This is a genomic window from Vagococcus entomophilus, assembly GCF_003987595.1.
Taxonomy (GTDB): Bacteria; Bacillota; Bacilli; order Lactobacillales; family Vagococcaceae; genus Vagococcus_E; species Vagococcus_E entomophilus.
The window spans coordinates 323485-339562 of the sequence record NZ_NGJZ01000001.1 but is presented as its reverse complement, the minus strand read 5'-3'; the positions used below and the strand labels follow the sequence as shown (position 1 = coordinate 339562).

General features: G+C 37.6%; 17 protein-coding genes. 3 read left to right on the top strand and 14 right to left on the bottom strand.

The window, feature by feature from the left end; genetic code table 11:
• Positions 1–82 precede the first annotated feature (82 nt).
• Positions 83–841 (bottom strand): TrmH family RNA methyltransferase, encoded by a 759-nt coding sequence (locus CBF30_RS01565; protein WP_126822083.1) that lies wholly within the window; start codon positions 839–841, stop codon positions 83–85.
• 126 nt (positions 842–967) lie between these two features.
• Between CBF30_RS01565 and CBF30_RS01560 the strand changes: the two genes are divergently transcribed.
• The 3 genes from CBF30_RS01560 to pbp4 all read left to right on the top strand — a co-directional run bounded on the left by CBF30_RS01560 (position 968) and on the right by pbp4 (position 4418).
• Positions 968–1240, top strand: coding sequence for an acylphosphatase (locus CBF30_RS01560; RefSeq protein ID WP_126822081.1), 273 nt, complete (start codon positions 968–970; stop codon positions 1238–1240).
• Positions 1241–1343: 103 nt separating this feature from the next.
• Positions 1344–2273: a membrane protein insertase YidC gene (yidC, locus tag CBF30_RS01555; RefSeq protein WP_126822079.1), complete on the top strand. Its 930-nt coding sequence runs from the start codon at positions 1344–1346 to the stop codon at positions 2271–2273.
• A gap of 123 nt (positions 2274–2396) precedes the next feature.
• Positions 2397–4418, top strand: coding sequence for a penicillin-binding protein PBP4(5) (pbp4, locus tag CBF30_RS01550; protein ID WP_126822077.1), 2022 nt, complete (start codon positions 2397–2399; stop codon positions 4416–4418).
• Positions 4419–4456: 38 nt separating this feature from the next.
• Here the strand turns inward: pbp4 and CBF30_RS01545 are convergent, their stop codons facing one another.
• From CBF30_RS01545 to rnr, 13 genes are all read right to left on the bottom strand, one after another.
• The gene (locus tag CBF30_RS01545) at positions 4457–4636 is read right to left on the bottom strand and encodes a DNA-directed RNA polymerase subunit beta (protein ID WP_126822075.1); all 180 of its coding nucleotides are present in this window, start codon (positions 4634–4636) and stop codon (positions 4457–4459) included.
• A 21-nt stretch (positions 4637–4657) separates the two neighbouring features.
• Complete coding sequence (gene murA, locus CBF30_RS01540) at positions 4658–5959, bottom strand: UDP-N-acetylglucosamine 1-carboxyvinyltransferase (protein WP_126822073.1); 1302 nt, start codon at positions 5957–5959, stop codon at positions 4658–4660.
• Positions 5960–6050: 91 nt separating this feature from the next.
• Positions 6051–6293, bottom strand: a complete 243-nt coding sequence (locus tag CBF30_RS01535) for a DUF1146 family protein (RefSeq protein WP_126822071.1) — start codon at positions 6291–6293, stop codon at positions 6051–6053.
• A gap of 103 nt (positions 6294–6396) precedes the next feature.
• On the bottom strand, positions 6397–6819 hold the full coding sequence (locus CBF30_RS01530) for a F0F1 ATP synthase subunit epsilon (RefSeq protein ID WP_126822069.1): 423 nt from the start codon (positions 6817–6819) through the stop codon (positions 6397–6399).
• A 15-nt stretch (positions 6820–6834) separates the two neighbouring features.
• Positions 6835–8238 (bottom strand): F0F1 ATP synthase subunit beta, encoded by a 1404-nt coding sequence (gene atpD / locus CBF30_RS01525; protein WP_126822067.1) that lies wholly within the window; start codon positions 8236–8238, stop codon positions 6835–6837.
• Positions 8239–8256: 18 nt separating this feature from the next.
• On the bottom strand, positions 8257–9168 hold the full coding sequence (locus tag CBF30_RS01520; protein ID WP_126822065.1) for a F0F1 ATP synthase subunit gamma: 912 nt from the start codon (positions 9166–9168) through the stop codon (positions 8257–8259).
• A 16-nt stretch (positions 9169–9184) separates the two neighbouring features.
• Positions 9185–10726 (bottom strand): F0F1 ATP synthase subunit alpha, encoded by a 1542-nt coding sequence (gene atpA / locus CBF30_RS01515; RefSeq protein ID WP_126822063.1) that lies wholly within the window; start codon positions 10724–10726, stop codon positions 9185–9187.
• Between the two features lie 31 nt (positions 10727–10757).
• Complete coding sequence (gene atpH / locus CBF30_RS01510; RefSeq protein ID WP_126822061.1) at positions 10758–11300, bottom strand: ATP synthase F1 subunit delta; 543 nt, start codon at positions 11298–11300, stop codon at positions 10758–10760.
• Positions 11287–11814 (bottom strand): F0F1 ATP synthase subunit B, encoded by a 528-nt coding sequence (gene atpF / locus CBF30_RS01505; protein ID WP_126822059.1) that lies wholly within the window; start codon positions 11812–11814, stop codon positions 11287–11289. Before atpF ends, atpH begins: the two co-directional genes overlap by 14 nt.
• An 81-nt stretch (positions 11815–11895) precedes the next feature.
• A complete protein-coding gene (gene atpE / locus CBF30_RS01500; RefSeq protein ID WP_126822057.1) occupies positions 11896–12123 on the bottom strand; it encodes an ATP synthase F0 subunit C in 228 nt (75 codons plus the stop codon).
• A gap of 43 nt (positions 12124–12166) precedes the next feature.
• Positions 12167–12886 carry a F0F1 ATP synthase subunit A gene (atpB, locus tag CBF30_RS01495; protein WP_126822055.1) on the bottom strand — a complete coding sequence of 240 codons (720 nt, stop codon included), beginning with the start codon at positions 12884–12886 and terminating at the stop codon, positions 12167–12169.
• 337 nt (positions 12887–13223) lie between these two features.
• Positions 13224–13688, bottom strand: coding sequence for an SsrA-binding protein SmpB (gene smpB, locus CBF30_RS01490; protein ID WP_126822053.1), 465 nt, complete (start codon positions 13686–13688; stop codon positions 13224–13226).
• Between the two features lie 17 nt (positions 13689–13705).
• On the bottom strand, positions 13706–16072 hold the full coding sequence (gene rnr, locus CBF30_RS01485) for a ribonuclease R (protein WP_126822051.1): 2367 nt from the start codon (positions 16070–16072) through the stop codon (positions 13706–13708).
• Between the last annotated feature and the right edge of the window lie 6 nt (positions 16073–16078).

Below are 16078 nucleotides of genomic sequence, written 5' to 3'. Positions count from 1 at the left end.
ATCAATTATTGTTTAAATAATAGCACGTTACTTCTTGAATGACTAGAAGAAGCAGCTCTATTTAAGTATTCTTAATAAATAACTACTTTTTCAAGCTATACATCAATATCCCTGCTGCTACAGCCACATTAAGTGACTCTGCACTGCCGTATATGGGGATATAGGTGGTCAGTGTGGTTTGTTGGAGCAGTTCTTTTTGCACGCCTTGCCCCTCATTTCCCATCAATAATGCAAACCGCTTCATTTTAGTGATTTCATCATAGTGTTGGGCCTGTTTGTTTAGCTCCGTCCCAACAATTGAAATCTCTTGCTCTTTCAATTCTTCCATGCATTCACCCAGCTCTTTACGAAAAATTGTAATATGAAAATGACTCCCTTGCATTGCGCGCAGCACTTTCTCGTTATAGATATCTGCACTACCATCACCAAGAATCACCGCTTCAAAACCTGCCGCATCAGCAGTTCGAATCATGGTCCCAACATTACCTGGATCTTGTACATTATCTAGCAATAGCACCGGTCGCTCAAAAGACTGATTCTTGCGCTCTGCTTGCATGGCCACAATCGCAACAATTCCCTGAGGTGTAGGAACGCTTGAAATACTCGCTAAAACTTCATCCGTTACAAGACAGGTTTTATCATCAGGAATCGAAAAGTTCGTCTCTGCAAATGCTTTTTGTGAGAAAAGTACCCACTCAATTGGCGCTTGCGCTTTGATTGCTTCTTCGAGTAAATGCTCGCCTTCTATTAAGTATTGTTGTTTCAGCTCACGGTATTTTCTTTTTTGTAATTTTTTTATTTCCTTAATAAATTGATTTTTAGTCGAATGTATTTCTTTCATGATTGAACGTTTCCCCCATCTAATTAAGGTATTCTTCTATTTTAACAAATTTCCAGCTGAATTACTTCGGTTTTTCGCGCTTTTCGGGTAAAATAAAGAAAACAACTCTAACTAGGAGGTACTGTCATGTCAAAAATTCGAATGAATATCCAAGGTCATGTTCAAGGAGTGGGCTTTCGCTTTATGACCAAAATACTCGCTGAACGCATAGGCGTTTTTGGAATTGTCAGAAATGAAGCCGATGGTTCGGTCTATCTTGAGGCAAATGGCGCAGATGAACTGATTGAAGACTTCATCCAACAAATCAAAAATTCTCCTTCTCCAAGTGGAAAAGTAACAAATTATACCCTTGATTATGATTCCACAATCGAAGAACGAAAAACGTTCAAAGTTGTTTAATTCATACATTTAAATAGGTTTTTATTGAAAAAAAAGCTCAAATCCAGTATAGTTAATCATGTTGAAAACTACTTATTTATAGTAAATGTAAAGGAAGAATTAGATGAAAAATGTAAAAAAATGGTTCCTTGCTTCCGGATTATTTGGTTTACTTCTCACCTTGTCTGGTTGCGTAGATACGTATAAGTCTGGCTCAAAAATCGGTCAACCGACTGGCAATGGCTGGGTTTACAATCTTCTCGTTAAACCGATGGGAAATGCCATCACTTATTTGGTCCACAATTTTGATTGGAGTTACGGAGTTGCGATTATTGTACTGACGATCATCGTCCGAATTATTATCATGCCACTCGGTCTTTATCAGTCTCGTAAGACCATGCAACAAACAGAACGAACAACTTATCTAAAGCCCCAAATTGATGTGATTCAAGCAAAAGTAAAACAAGCTCAAACCCAAGAAGAAAAAATAGCAGCAAATGGAGAGCTACAAGCTTTTTATAAAGAAAACAATTTGAGTATGTTTGGTGGTATGGGCTGCTTGCCTCTACTCATTCAAATGCCGATATTCACAGCTCTTTTCTATGCTGCAAAATTTACTCCTGGTATCAACGGCAGTATGTTTTTAGGGTTTAATCTTGGCAAATCAAGTATCGTTTTTGTTGTACTAGCTGGAGTTAGTTATTTGATTCAAGGTCTGGCAGGAATGATTGGCGTTCCAGAAGAGCAAAGAAAAATGATGCGCTCCATGGTGATTTTTTCTCCTTTAATGATTGTTTTCATTTCGTTAAGTTCACCAGCCGGAGTTACGTTATACTGGATTGTCGGTGGGATTTTCAGTACGCTACAAACACTGATTACAAATTTGTATCACAAGCCAAAAATTCGTGCTGCAATTGAAGAAGAATTCAAAAAAAATCCACCTAAAGTGGTTAAACCTTCCGTGGTCAATCCTATAAAACCAAAGCAAAATCCAACGATGACTAATCAGTCTAAACGAAATAGTGGGAAACAGCCACAGCGTAAAAAACATTAAAAAAATAATGATGCCTTTCTAATTAGGGCATCATTATTTTTTTAGAATTCTCCGCACTCCATTATATATTTATTTTCTAAACTAGCGTATACTTTATTTTAGCAGAAATCAAGGAGGATTTATATGAAAAGAACAACTAACAAAAGAACAAAGAACCGACCTTTTTTAATTATCGGAGGGGTTGTGGTTGTTGGAGTTATAGCTATGTGCTTTACTTTCTATAGTAGTTATCAAGATAAACAAAAAAGCAAGGAAGTGGCACAGAGCTTTTTATCAGAATTAAAAGCCAAAAATACGACTGAGTTGTCAAAATTAATCAATCCGAATTCTTTGAAACAGACAGATTATACCCAAAAAACTGTAGCTAAAAAATATGAAGCAGTTTTCTCTGGTTTAAACGTACAAAAAATTCAGACAAGTAGTATTTCCATCAAAAAAACTAAGAGCAATACCTACACCCTCTCTTATAAACTCGCAATGGATACGGAATTGGGTAACTTGAAAGACTTGACGTATAAAACTACTTTAAAAAAAGTAGATGGCAACTATAAAGTAGACTGGAAGCCTTCTTTAATCTTTCCTGGAATGACTGGTAATGATAAAATCTCTGTTACAACAGATGAGGCTAGTCGAGGCACGATTGTTGATCAGGATGGGACTCCCCTAGCCACTAACCAAGCACTTGACCAATTAGGAGTTGTGCCCAAAGAGCTTGGAACAGGCGCTGAAAAAACTAAAAATATTGACGCAATTGCTCAAAAATATCAACTCGAAAAAAGTTTCATCGAATCTCAGCTGAAACAATCGTGGGTAACAGATGATTCTTTTGTTCCGCTTAAGACGCTCTATAACGAAGCATATGTCGCCCTCACCGGAACTACCATTGGCAAAAAAACTGTTCGTTATTATCCATTAAAAGAAGCTTCTGCGCAACTGATTGGCTATACTAGTAGTGCAACAGCTGATGATCTAAAAGAAAATGCAGCTTTAAATGAAAATTCATTGGTTGGCCGAAGCGGACTTGAGAAAACTTACGAGAAAAAGTTACAAGGAACTCCTGGTGGGAAAATCAATATATTGACTAGTGCAGGTGCCATTAAAGATACTTTATTTTCAAAAGATAAAAAAGATGGGCAAACCATTACCTTAACGATTCGCTCAGATATTCAGCAAAAAAGTTATGAGGCACTGCAAGGAAAATCAGGATCAACCATTGTAACCAATCCCACTACAGGGGCTGTGGAAGCTTTAGCGAGTTCTCCCTCCTTTGACCCTAACAAATTTTCACTTGGCATTTCGCAAGCAGACTATAATAGCTATGCAAATAATGCTGCCAAACCTTTTCTGGCACGTTACGCCTCCAGATATGCACCTGGCTCTACTTTTAAAACCATCACAGCCGCAATTGGGCTAGATGCTGGTGTCACTCAGCCAGATAAAGTGCGCACAATCAATGGACTAAAATGGCAAAAAAATTCTAGTTGGGGTGATTACCAAGTAACACGTGTTTCGGATTTATCCTCTGTAACAATGAAAACTGCCCTGATCTATTCAGACAATATATACTTTGCCCAAGAAGCACTTGAGATGGGCGAGACTACTTTTAGAAAAGGACTTGATAAGTTTATCTTTGGTGAGAAACTAGACCTTCCAATCGCAATGGACGCTGCACAAATTTCAAACAAAAAATCTTTCAATTCAGAGATTTTACTTGCAGACACCGCTTATGGTCAAGGACAATTATTGCTTTCACCTATTCAACAAGCCACGATTTATTCCGTCTTTAGTAATCAAGGAACGCTCGTGTACCCACACTTGTTAAAAGAAGAAAAGACGAAAACAAAAAAAGAAGTAATCAAAAGTACTACTGCAAATGAACTAAAAACTGATTTAGTCCAAGTCGTTGCAGATGAAAATGGGACGGCCCATTCTCTTTACAACAGTTCAGCTACGTTAGCAGCCAAAACTGGAACAGCTGAATTAAAAGAAAAACAAGATGAAAAAGGCAAAGAGAATAGCTTTTTACTTGCATTTGATGCAAGCAATGGCAAATATCTAGTTGTCTCATCGATTGAGGACTATCAAACAGGAGAATCTGCAACTGTACTAGCTAAACCACTTGTTGATTACTTAGAAACTAAATAATTAAAAAAAGCCAAAGTGCGTGTTTCGCACTTTGGCTTTTATTTTTTAAAGAAGTCTAAAATATGTATCCAAGTTCCAGACTTAAACACTTCTGAACTTTTCCCTTCTCCAATTACACTATATCCAATGACTAAACCAATCAAAAATAAAACCAAGATTAATAATAGAACCATCAATATTTTTATTAAATTGCGTGTAATATAACGGGAAGATTTCATTCTCGGACTCCTCTTGCTTTTCTATACTTCTTCTAATACAGATTTTTCTACTTCAATCATCGTATCATAGACACGCTCAACATTTCCACCTAATTTTTGAAGTTTATGATGAAAATCGTAATATCCACGGTCTAAATACTCTAAATGAGTCACTTTTGTACGGCCTTTTGCCACCAGCCCTGCCAAAACGAGTGCTGCTGCGGCTCGTAAATCGGTTGCAGCTACCTCTGCACCGTGTAGCTGAGGAGTTCCATATATATAAGCTGTATTGTTATCCACCTTATATTCAGCACCCATACGTACCATTTCATCTAAATGCTGAAAACGATTTTCAAAAACAGTTTCAGTGACGGTACTCGTTCCTTGAGCCACTACTTGTAAAGCAGACATTTGTGCTTGCATATCTGTTGGGAAGCCAGGATGAGGCATCGTTTTAATATCTGTTGCCTTTAAGTGATCCGTTCCAATCACTCGAATCCCGTTTTCTTCTTCTTCGACTGTAACACCCATCTCACGAAGCTTTGAGATTAGGGGACTATTGTGCTCCATAATCCCTTCATGAATCAGGACGTTCCCAGCTGTCATCGCTGCGGCAACCATAAAGGTTCCTGCCTCAATCCGATCTTGGACAATCGCATGCTCTACCGCATGAAGCTTTTCGACCCCTTCAATTTTCATCGTTTCAGTTCCAGCACCAACTATTTTAGCGCCCATTTTATTCAAGACGTTCGCCAAATCGACAATCTCTGGCTCACGCGCAACATTTTCAATCACAGTAGTTCCAATCGCTTTCACTGCTGCCATCATAATGTTTTGTGTCGCACCAACACTTGGAAAATCCAAATAAATACGTGCGCCATGTAATTGATCGGCAATGGCTTCAATATAGCCATTTTCTTGACGTATCGTGGCTCCTAATGCTTGAAATCCCTTTAAATGGAGATCAATTGGTCTTTTCCCAATGGCACAACCACCTGGCATAGCGACTTTCGCATGTCCATTTCGTGCTAACAAAGGTCCCATCACGACGATAGAAGCTCTCATTTTACTTACATATTCATAAGGTGCCTCGACAAATAAATCTTTCGTTGCATCGATGATAACTTGATTTTTTTGTTGATTAAAATCAACTGTTGTATTTAAGTGGCGAATCACGTTGTTCATCATAAAAACATCTGAAAGAATAGGTACATTATTCAGTACCGTTTGGCCTTCTTCTGCAAGCAACGTTGCAGCAAGGATAGGTAAAACAGCATTTTTTGCCCCTTCGATTTTCACTGTTCCTTCCAACTTATTTCCGCCTTGAACAAGAATATAGTCCATTATTTCCCCTCCAAAATTTTAACAAACCTTAGTTATTATAGCATTAATGTTTGCATATGAATACCATTTTTAAACTTAAAGTTTTATTTCTTTAAGACTGCATAAAAACAGCGAGAAAATTCTTAGTTAATGTCATACATTCCCAGAAGAAAGAACTCACAGTATATCCGATGACTATTGCTAAAAGAAGATAAAAAACCTGAATTTTTTTTGTTTGATTTCGTTTAAACAATTGTTCAAGACTTAGAGATTGAATCGCCCAAAAAGCTATGTATATGAAAATTAGATGTAAACTTAACCGTAAAATCGCATCAATGCCATATATCTGTGACAATCTGGTTTTCCCTCATTTCTTAATATAAACAATCTATTCTCCTATTCTAACATACTTATGTCTTTTCAAGCAAAAAAATAGTGAGCCAAAGGCTCACTATTTTTTAATGGTGACTTGAAGCATTAATTCTATTAATGGCTCTGTGTAGTGCAACTGTTGCACGTTTGAGTTCATTTTTATCTTGAAGTTCTTTCGCTTTTTGAATTTTACGCTCTGCACGTATCTTTGCTCTTTCTGCTCTAGAAACATCGATATCACGATCACGCTCTGCACTATCAGCAATTATAGAAACAATATTATCACGCATTTCCATAATCCCACCATTAACAGCAATCCAATCCACGTGTGTGTCTGCATCCGTCCTTCTCACTCGCACTTCATCTATTGCAAGTGGAACGATAATAGGCGCATGATTTGGCATAATACCCACTTCACCGTCAATCGTTTTTGCCACAACTAACTTAGCATTATGCTCATAAATCGTTCCATTCGGAGTCACAACATTCACGACTAATTTGTTACCCATGGTGATGCCTCCTTATTAGTAACCTAGTTGTTTCGCTTTTTCCACGACGTCTTCTATACGGCCGACACTTCGGAAAGCTTCTTCTGGATATTCGTCATATTTACCATCTAAAATAGCCCTAAATCCTTTGACCGTTTCAGCAACTGGAACATACGACCCAGGTTGTCCGGTAAATTGTTCTGCAACGTTAAAGTTTTGTGACAAGAATAATTGAATTCGTCTAGCACGAGATACTAAAACTTTTTCAGTATCTGATAATTCATCCATCCCAAGTATTGCAATGATATCTTGAAGTTCACGGTAACGTTGAAGCACACGTTGAACTTCTGTTGCAACATTGTAATGTTCCGCCCCAACAATTTCAGGTGCAAGAGCACTTGAAGAAGAGGCCAATGGATCAACGGCTGGATAAATCCCTTGTTCTGTCAAACGGCGTTCAAGGTTAGTCGTCGCATCCAAATGCGCAAAAGCGGTTGCTGGCGCCGGATCGGTATAGTCATCTGCTGGTACATAGATGGCTTGAATCGAAGTAATAGACCCTTTTTTAGTAGAGGTAATTCGTTCTTGTAATTGTCCCATTTCAGTCGCAAGTGTTGGTTGGTATCCAACTGCTGATGGCATACGTCCTAATAGCGCAGATACTTCTGAACCAGCTTGAGTGAAACGGAAAATATTATCAATAAACAAGAGTACATCTTGACCTTCAACATCACGGAAATACTCCGCAATCGTAAGTCCTGTCAGTGCCACACGCATTCTAGCACCTGGTGGTTCGTTCATTTGTCCAAACACCATCGCTGTTTTTTCAATAACGCCTGACTCTTTCATTTCAAAATACAAGTCATTACCTTCACGTGTTCGTTCACCAACACCAGTAAATACTGAAATCCCACCATGTTCTTGTGCAATATTGTGGATTAGTTCTTGAATCAAGACCGTTTTCCCAACACCGGCACCACCGAATAGTCCGATTTTACCACCTTTTAAGTAAGGAGCAAGTAAATCAATGACTTTGATTCCAGTTTCTAAAATTTCAGTACTTGTACTTAAATCATCAAATTCAGGGGCTTTTTTATGAATCCCACTACGTTTTGCATCCTCTGGAAAGGGTGCTTCTCTATCAATTGTTTCTCCTAATACGTTGAAGACACGCCCTAAAGTTTCTTCCCCAACAGGAACAGAAATCGGACCACCAGTGTCAAGCACTTCCATTCCTCTTTGTAATCCATCAGTTGATTCCATCGCAATTGTGCGAATTACACCGTCTCCGAGTTCTAACGCAACTTCTAACACAACTTTTTGCTTAGAACCAGACTTATAAACAACTAGAGCATTGTTTATATCGGGTAATGATTTGTCTAACGGAAATTCCACGTCAACAACGGGACCGATGACTTGTACAATCTTACCTGAATTCATTCCATTTTCCTCCCGTCATCATTCTAATGCCGCAGCTCCGCCAACTATCTCTGTAATCTCCTGTGTAATGGATGCTTGGCGTGCTCGGTTATATGAAATGGTTAACTCATCAATAATCTTTCCTGCATTATCTGTAGCACTTTTCATTGAGGTCATTGAGGCTGCATGTTCTGCAGTCTTCGCATCTAAAATTGCCCCGTAGATCAAGCTCTCAGCATATTGCGGTAGTAAATTTTCTAATATGGCATCTTCATTTGGTTCTAGAAGATACTCTACATCATAAGATTTTGCTTCATTCGTATCAATATCAGAAATCGGCAACATTTTTTCTGCACGAAATTCGCTTGTCAAAGAATTAACGTGATGATTATAACAAACATATAATTCATCAAAAACTTCTTGTTCGTACATTTTCGTAGCAGTTGTCACAATTTTTCTTACTTCTTCAAAAGAAGGTTGATCACTCAAACCTCTCAGTTCATAAGAAAGATCGTATTTTCTAGACTTAAAGAAATCTGCACCAGTACTTCCAATCGCCATAATGGCATATTCATCTGCAGATTGATGATCTTTTTCTAGCATAGATAATGTTTGTTTCAAAATCGAACTATTATAGCTTCCTACAAGACCTCTATCAGAAGTGATGACAATGTATCCCGTTCGTTTAACTGGTCTAGAAACTAACATACTATGATAATCAACATCCGCTGACTGACTGCCTTTTGCAGAAGAGTCATATGCTGGAAGCTGAGACGAAACCAAATGAGTGACGATTTCTCTAACTTTAGAAGCATAAACCTGAAATTGTGTTGCTGCTTGTTCAGATTTGTTGAGCTTAGCCCCAGATACCACTTGCATGGCACTGGTAATCTGACTTGTTTTTTTTGTTGAGCCAATTCTTTTTTTGATTTCAGTTAGTGATGCTCCCAATTTTTGTCACCATCCTTTATTCGTTTCCACCTTTTTGACTGGCTGAAGCGGTACTTGTCGCACTGAACATTTCTTTGTATGCATTGATTGCTGCATCTAAGTCTTTTGCTTCTGGCAATTCTTTTGTTGTACGAATTGTTTCAAATAATTCATCATGATTTTGTTCCACGTATTCAAACAATTCTTTTTCAAAGCGTAAAATATCGTTTACGGGAACACTGTCTAAGAAGCCATGTGTTAATGCATATAAAATGACTACTTGCTTTTCAACCGCAAGCGGTGCATGCAAATCTTGTTTTAGGATTTCTACAGTTCTACGTCCACGATTTAATTTTGCTTGTGTTGCTTCATCTAAATCTGAACCAAACTGTGTAAATGCTTCAAGTTCTCGGTAACTAGCTAAATCTAAACGAAGTGTTCCTGCTACTTTTTTCATTGCTTTGATTTGGGCGGAACCCCCTACACGTGATACTGATAATCCAGCAGCAATCGCAGGACGAACACCAGAATAAAATAGATCACTTTCCAAGAAAATTTGGCCATCTGTGATAGAAATTACGTTTGTTGGAATATACGCTGAGATATCTCCTGCTTGCGTTTCAACAAATGGTAAGGCAGTCATGGATCCACCACCTAGTTCATCACTGAGTTTTGCCGCACGTTCTAATAAACGTGAGTGCAAATAGAAAACATCCCCTGGATAGGCTTCACGACCTGGAGGACGACGAAGTAATAAAGAAATTTCACGATAAGCTGCTGCTTGTTTTGATAAATCATCAAATACAATCAACACGTGCTTACCATTGTACATAAATTCTTCACCCATCGCTGTTCCAGCATATGGTGCGATATACAATAATGGAGAAGGTTGTGAAGCACCTGCTGTCACAACAATTGTATAATCCATTGCCCCATAACGTTTTAATGTTTCAACTTGTGTACGCACAGTTGATTCTTTTTGTCCAATAGCTACATAGATACAAATCATATTTTGACCTTTTTGATTCAAAATCGTATCAATTGCAATAGATGTTTTTCCTGTTTTACGGTCTCCAATTACTAGTTCACGTTGTCCACGACCAATTGGGACTAAAGCATCAATCGCTTTTAAACCAGTTTGTAGTGGTTCATCAACTGATTTACGTTGCATAACTCCTGGAGCTGCTGCTTCCACAGGTCTTGTTTTATCCGTTGCAATGTCACCAAGTCCATCGACTGGTTGACCTAACGGATTTACGACACGTCCAATTAAAGCTTCCCCTACTGGGACTTCCATAATTTTTCCTGTCCGTTTTACTTTGTCCCCTTCACGAATATTTTCAAATTCTCCAAGGACAATAATACCTACATCATTTGATTCAAGGTTTTGCGCCATTCCATATGCGCCAGTGGAGAATTCTAACAATTCACCAGACATTGCATTTTCTAAACCATGAGCTCTGGCAATACCATCCCCAACGTAGGTAACTGTTCCTACTTCGTCTACTTTTAAATCATCTTCATAGTGGGCAATTTGCTCTTTGATTAATGCACTGATTTCTTCTGCCTTGATGCTCATCCGTTTCACCTCTTCACATTTTCATTCGCCATTAATTTTGTAAAACACTACGCATTTTATTCAATTTGGCTTTTACACTTCCATCAATAACATGGTGATTTGCTTCGACAATCATGCCACCAATCAAGCTTTCATCAATCATACAGCTTACTTTAGCTTCTTTATATCCTAGTAGCTGTGCTAATTTCATTTCAATTTTTTTCTTTTGATTCTCAGTTAGAGGCACGACTGTTGTCACTTTACCGTATACAACTCCGTGGTGCTCGTAATATAAATGTTGAAAATCTTCAATCATTAAAAGTAAATCATCCATTCGAGCATAATCATATACAACACGAATGAATTGTCGTACAATTCCTTCAAATGGTTTTTCTAATTGTTGCATAAGTAATTTTTTTTCATCTAGATTCAAGCGAACGTCGGTCAACATATGTCCTAGATCAGGTATTTCTTCAAAAATCTTTTTCAATTCTTTTAGTTGTTCATTGACTTCTTCAAGTTGCTTTTTTTCAACCGAAAGTTCAAACAACGCTTTACTATACCGTTTTCCTACTGTGTCTTTATCTAGTTTCATGATTGTTTCCCAACCCTTCGATGCAGGAATTAATCAAATCTTCGTGTGCTTCTTTTGTTAGTTCTTTTTGTAAAATTTTTGTTGCAATTTGAACAGAGAATTCTGCTACTTCATCTTTCACAGAACTTAATGCTTGTTGACGTTCTAATTCAATATCATCTTTTGCTTTTTGCTTCACTTGTCGTGCTTCATCTTTTGCATCGTTGAGAATAGTTGCACCGCTTTTTTCAGCAACGCTTTTCGCATTATTGACAATCGTTGCAGCTTCTTGTCTAGAATTCACAAGATTTTCTTGGCGTTCTTGTTCAAGAGAAGCAGCATGAATGCGAGATTGTTCTGCTGAATCTAAATCATTAGCAATTTTTGCCGCACGTTTTTCTAGCATTTCAGCTATTGAACCCCATGCAAACTTCTTAATCAACGCTAACAGAAGTAAAAAACATAGCGAAACAAATAGTAATGTCCCTAATGTGGTACTCGTAGTTGTTTCGGCTACGACCAAATGTTTGAACATCGCATTGGCACTTCCTTTCTTTAGTAATAGAAAGAAAGCAGTGACGGTGCTCCGAATTAACGGCGTCCTGCCTCCGTATTGTTATTTGTTGAATACAAACAATAGTAGTAATGAAATAACCACACCTAAGATTGGCACAGCTTCAATAAGACCAACACCGATAAACATAGTTGAACGTAATTCTCCAGCCATTTCTGGTTGACGAGCCATTGATTCAATCGTTTTTGAAATTACACGTCCATTACCAATACCTGCACCGATTGATGCTCCGGCAACTGCGATTGCTGCTGCGATATCTACATAATTCATACTTAATTTCCTCCTAATATTCACGATAATGTGATGTTTTTATCTACTCTGATACTTCAATCTTATGTCCCATGTAAACCATGGTTAGCGTCACAAATACATACGCTTGGATACTACCTATAAACATTGAAAAGGCTTGCCATACCATTTCTAATGGAATAGCGACAATAAATGTTGCTGCATTGTGCACAGCTAGTTGTGCGATCAAACCTAGTAGAACTTCCCCAGCAAAAATATTTCCATAAAGACGTAAACCTAACGTTAAAATGTTTGTAAATTCTTCTAAAATATTTACTGGAAGTAAGAAACCCACTGGTTTTAGATAACTATTGACAAAGTATCCTTTCACTCCGAACTTCTTCACACTAAAGAATATAGTTAGTAAAATAACAGTGAAAGCAAGAGTCATTGTTACTAATGGATCTGCTGTCGGGCTTTTCCAAACCGTATAATTGTTTGGACCAAATACAATTTTGGTCACTAAGCCAAGCATATTGGCTACAAATATAAAGACTAAGAAAGTAAAACCCAGAAGGTGAAAATTATCGACTTCTTTACTTGGCAGATTGTCAGAGGCAATCCCTCTTGAAAAGTCAATTACCCACTCCAAAGCGTTTTGCTTGCCCGAGGGTTTCAATTTCAAATTTCTTGAGAAAAAGAACACGAGGCCAAAAACGATGAGACACGTTAGCAAAACCATTAAACAAATTGTTCCATCAAACCATATACCAAATAGCTGAAACTTCAGAGTTTGATCTTCCATGATCCTTCACCTCTTTTCTGATTAAAGGATAAACAAGCAACGGCCTCAGTCCTATCATTTGATAAGAAAAAACACATACATGAAATTCTTACATAAGTTTTTTCTTATTGAACTATTAACTATTGCTTTTAACACGGTTTATCATACCACCATTCCAAAGAAATTACAAAATGTTTTCATGAAAAAACTAAATATTTTTTTCACTAATAAAATAAACCAATATTTCTTAAAAAGTGGTGAAATTTTGGTTAATTCTAAGAACTATTTTTTAATAAAAAACAAAAGAAAGCCCCTCATCGTTCGCGGATGGATGAGGGGCTTTCTTTATGTTATTTGATTACTTACTACGACTTTTAAGCGTTCTGTCAATTTGACGATCTATGTCTCGTCGCTTCAAATCTTCACGCTTATCATATTGTTTTTTCCCTTTGGCAATCCCAATCAATACTTTGGCATAACCATTTTTAATGTAAACTTTTAAGGGAACTAACGTCACACCTGCATTTTTGGTTTCAACAGTTAATTTTGCAATTTGTTTTTTATGCAACAACAGCTTTCTTGTTCTCAAAGGTTCGTGATTGAATAAGTTCCCTTGTTCATAGGGACTGATATGCACGTTATGCAAAAAGACTTCACCGTTACGCACCCGAGCAAATCCGTCTTTCAGGTTGATCCTACTATTGCGGATCGATTTTATCTCCGTACCTAAAAGAACGATTCCTGCTTCCATTGTATCCGTTACAGCATAATCATGTCTTGCTTTTTTATTTTGTGCAATTAATTTCCCTTCACCTTTAGGCATCTGAATTCACCTCAATTTCATTTCTTTTTTTTCAGCTTCTTCTTTTTAGAAATCTCTTTATAAAAAGGTTTTTTGCTTTTTTTATTTTGTTTGTTTTTCTTCCCTTTTTTTTGTTTTCCATCAAAATTTTCCTTTTTTATCGGATTTTTTTGACGTTTGTTTTCATTTTTACTAAACGTTTTATTTTTCTTTTTAGGAACTTCAATGCGCTCTACTGATTCAGCATCTAGTAACTCAAAATCAATTTCTTTGGTCTCTGGATCTGCTCGTGTTACTTTGATGCGGACTTTCTGTCCGATTTTATAAGTCACACCCGTTCTTTCTCCCACCAATGCAAGATGATTTTCCAAATAATGGAAATAATCTTGGTGTAAGTTTTTTAAATGAATTAACCCTTCTACAGTGTTAGGCAACTCGACAAACATCCCAAACTTGGTTATAGAGCTTATAATTCCGTCAAATTCTTCATCCACTTTGTCCATCATAAATTCAGCTTTTTTCAAAGAATCTGTATCACGTTCCGCTTCAACCGCTCGACGTTCCATCTTCGAACTATGGTCCGCAATATCCGGTAGCACTTCTGCCCATTTCGCTTTTATTTCCTCTTGGACAGGTAAACTGTCATATTGTCGAATCAAACGATGAACAATTAAGTCTGGATATCTTCGAATAGGAGACGTGAAATGTGTATAGTCTTCTGCCGCAAGACCATAGTGACCATAAGGGTCTTCTGAATATTTGGCTTGTTGCATGCTTCGAAGTAGCATGGTATTGATAACTGCTTCTTCGGGGTTGCCAGCCACTTGATCTAAAACAGCCTGTAGTTCTTTGGGTGAAATGTCTTCTTTCGTTCCTTTGACTACGATCCCAAAGTTAGTAGCAAACTCGAAAAATCTTTGGACTTTTTCTTCTTTAGGTTGCTCATGTATTCTATATATAAAAGGAAGTTTTAACTCTCTAAAATGTTTAGCTACTGTTTCATTCGCAGCTAGCATAAAGGATTCAATCATTCTCTCGCCTATCCCACGCTCTCGAAGAACGATTTCATTTGGATGGCCTGATTCATCAACTAAAATTTTGGCTTCATGATCTTCAAAGGAAATGGCACCACGTCTTTGTCTCATTTGTTCTAAAATTTGATGCAATTCTCCCATTTGTTCAAACATTGGGACAAGATTTTGATACTTTTCTCTCGTCTCCACATTTTTCTCTTCCAGGATTTCGTTCACAGCCGTATACGTCATCCGGGCACTTGTGCGAATAACACTTGGAAAAATCTCGTGGCGAACGACTTGCCCCTCTTGATTAATCTCCATTTCACAACTCATCGTCAAGCGGTCCACCAAGGGATTGAGCGAACAAATTCCATTTGAAAGTCGATGTGGCAACATCGGAATTACTCTATCTGTGAGATAAACGCTAGTGGCCCTGTCATATGCCTCAGCATCAAGCGGACTATTCTCAGTAACATAATACGAAACATCTGCAATATGCACACCTAAAAAATAATGTCCATTTGACAGTATTCTCACCGTTACCGCGTCATCTAAATCTTTGGCATCTTCTCCATCAATTGTAACCGTTACTTGCTCTCGCCGATCTTGGCGGTTTTTAAAATCTTCTTCACTCAACTGATCAGCAACAGCATCTGCTTGTTTTAAAACATCTTCCGGAAATTCAGTAGGAATACCGTGCTGCATTACGATAGATAAAATATCCATTCCAGGATCATTTTTATGCCCAACTACTTGTTTAACAATTCCTTCGAGACTTTTTTCATATCCTTTTTCTGGATAATGAACTAACTCTACCACACAAATAGCACCTTCAACCGGTTCGATACCTGTGGCTGTAATCGAAACTTGATAGGCAGTTAATTTCTTATCTTTTGGAATCACATACCCATATAATTCTGTTTCTTTGACCGTTTCTTTATCAAAAGGAACAAACTCGCCCACTATCTGAGTAAAAGCACGCTTTAAAACCTTGACTACACGCCCCTCTGCTCCTTTATCGCTCCAAGCTTCAGCTGGCTTCGTAATTTCAATGGAAACAGTATCTCCGTCTAAAGCAAAACCGGCATTTTCTTTTGGAACATACACATCATCTTCTTCAGGATCAATGGTCACAAAACCAAATCCTCTTTCATTTGCTCTATAAGTTCCCTCTATCTGAACATCTTTAACTGGCAATCTCACTTTGCCTTTTTTCGTAAATTCTAATAGGCCTTCTTGTTCCATAATCGCAATTGTTTGAACAAGAAGCTTAAAATCATTACTTTTTTGCAAAGATAGTCCCTCACTTAATTGCTCAACAGACAGTACTTTTTTGCTTTCTTGCTTCATGTACGTCATTATTTTTTCTTTAATTGTTGTATCTGACATTATTTT